This window comes from Chroococcidiopsis cubana SAG 39.79 (assembly GCF_003991895.1).
Lineage (GTDB): Bacteria > Cyanobacteriota > Cyanobacteriia > Cyanobacteriales > Chroococcidiopsidaceae > Chroococcidiopsis > Chroococcidiopsis thermalis.
Genome location: NZ_RSCK01000115.1, coordinates 15,486 through 17,473, shown reverse-complemented (window position 1 = coordinate 17,473; position 1,988 = coordinate 15,486). Strand labels below are relative to the sequence as shown.

1 protein-coding gene and 2 pseudogenes are annotated in these 1,988 nt (G+C 45.3%); 2 read left to right on the top strand and 1 reads right to left on the bottom strand.

Going from position 1 to position 1,988, the window contains the following annotated elements:
* Nucleotides 1-80 precede the first annotated feature (80 nt).
* Nucleotides 81-281, bottom strand: a pseudogene (locus DSM107010_RS32820) (transposase); the annotation flags it as partial.
* Nucleotides 282-442: 161 nt separating this feature from the next.
* Between DSM107010_RS32820 and DSM107010_RS32815 the strand changes: the two are divergent.
* Together DSM107010_RS32815 and DSM107010_RS32810 are read left to right on the top strand one after the other, a co-directional pair.
* Nucleotides 443-1,078 (top strand): hypothetical protein, encoded by a 636-nt coding sequence (locus tag DSM107010_RS32815; RefSeq protein ID WP_106169239.1) that lies wholly within the window; start codon nt 443-445, stop codon nt 1,076-1,078.
* Between the two features lie 158 nt (nt 1,079-1,236).
* Nucleotides 1,237-1,981: pseudogene (locus tag DSM107010_RS32810) on the top strand (IS1 family transposase).
* The last annotated feature ends 7 nt before the right edge of the window (nt 1,982-1,988 follow it).

Here is a 1,988-nt window from a genome sequence, read left to right as displayed (position 1 = left end):
GACCCACATCAACGTATTTGCCGCTCACAAAGCCAAGTCAGGCTATCTTTGGGCTTAGAAAGTTTTAAAGTCCCATTAGGAGTGTACACTGTCTGCCAAGCCGGAAAATCGCTCGGTAAGGCTCGCCATCGCACTCCCTCCACCAAGACATAGAAAATGGCGTTGAGTACTTGCCACATGTCAACCTGGCGTGGACGACCGCCCGGTTTTGGTTCTGGAATCAAGTCGCTAAGCAATTCAAATTGAGCGCGATTCAGACTGCTGGGATATGCTTTATTCATATCGCTCTCTCGGTGCTGTACTACCTATTCGCAGCTTACACTGAGTGAGCTTTTTTACTAATTGACCGACTTTTCAAACACCCTCTAAGTTAGAACAGAGCAATAAAAATCAAAGTCTTTGCCAAGTCAAAGCTCCAGCTATAATTACAGATATCGTTCTTTTGCAGAAGCCTACTACTAAATTTGAATACATAGCTGCTCCTATCAATGCAAACGGCGAAGATTTACTCAGCTTAGCTAATGTAACCAAAGCGAAAATTCTACAAGAGTATGGCAGCCAAATTTCACCGCTGAATTTAGTAGCAATTACTGATGGAGCCAGAGCGATTCGCCATCGACTTCTCACCATTTTTGGTCTAGAAGTTACTGTGATTCTAGATTGGTACCATATGAGTAAAAAACTCCGAGCATTGATGTCAATGATTGCTACTAACAAGCTTGAAAAAACAAAGCATTTAAAGTTTTTGTTCTCGCAATTATGGCACGGGTCAACTGCGATTGCTCTTGAATATTTAAAACACCAGGTTCAGGCTAGAAATTTAGACAAATGGCAAGAGTTGATTGGATATCTGGAAAAACATCAACCCGAAATTATCAACTACAAGCGTCGTAGCTCTGCTGGTAAAACAATTGGTAGTGGGCGGGTTGAAAAGGGAGTAGATTTAACCGTTGGGCAGCGACAAAAGAACAAAGGAATGAGTTGGCGACCACTAGGCAGTAGAGCCTTAAGTCTACTCAAAGTGGCTGAACTTAACGGTCAGTGGCAGCAGTTGTGGTTTCCTGCTCAGGCTGCTTGACCAACGAATTATTTACAGGTGGAATATTTTTGATTCTGCTGAAGGTAGTCAGCAAGTGGGAGCGTAATAAATTCATATGATTTGTAGTATGCACTTGAAGGTAGTCCTAAAGAGGAAAGGATGAGAGAATAGAATTCAGATGCGATCTCTGTGGTGCTATGTCTGATGCTATTCCTGCTTGCCCAAATTGTCAGTCTGATGCTGTGGTGAAAAACGGTCGCACTCGTCATGAAAAACAGAATTATAAATGTCGAGACTGTGGGCGGCAGTTCGTTGAAGCGCCGCAGTGGCGAATAATTAGTGAGGAAACGCTCATGCATTATAGATCGGCTGTTGTTAGAGAAACTGCCGCGCTTCAGGCATTGGCCGCGCCTTACAGATTTCCGAACTCTGGGTGCAACAATATGTCAATCAGAAATACAAGCTTCTTGAACGGGAGGTAATTGTGCGCCCAAAGCCGAAAAGCCGTCTAAGGGTTCAGATGGATGAGTTGTGGTCGTTCGTGGATGACAAAGGGAATGAACAGTGGGTCTGGCTAGCGATGGATGTTGTCACACGCGAGGTTGTTGGTTGCTATATCGGCGACCGGAGTGGCAAATCGGCTCAGGCACTGTGGGACTCTTTGCCCGCCGTGTATCGCTCCTTGTGCCGTTTGCCAAGCGTGATTTCTGGGTGTCCTATCCCGTGGCGCTGCCGAGCAAACGACATCGGGCAGTCGGTAAACAAACAGGTTTGACGAGCTATATCGAGCGCTTCAATTGCACGTTAAGACAAAGGGTCTCGCGGTTGGTCAGAAAAACCTTGTCATTCTCCAAAAAGTTGGACAATCACGTTGGCGCGATTTGGAATTTCATCCATTACTACAATGCTTCTCTCCCAGTTAACTCATCCTGTCCTCTTTAGGACTACC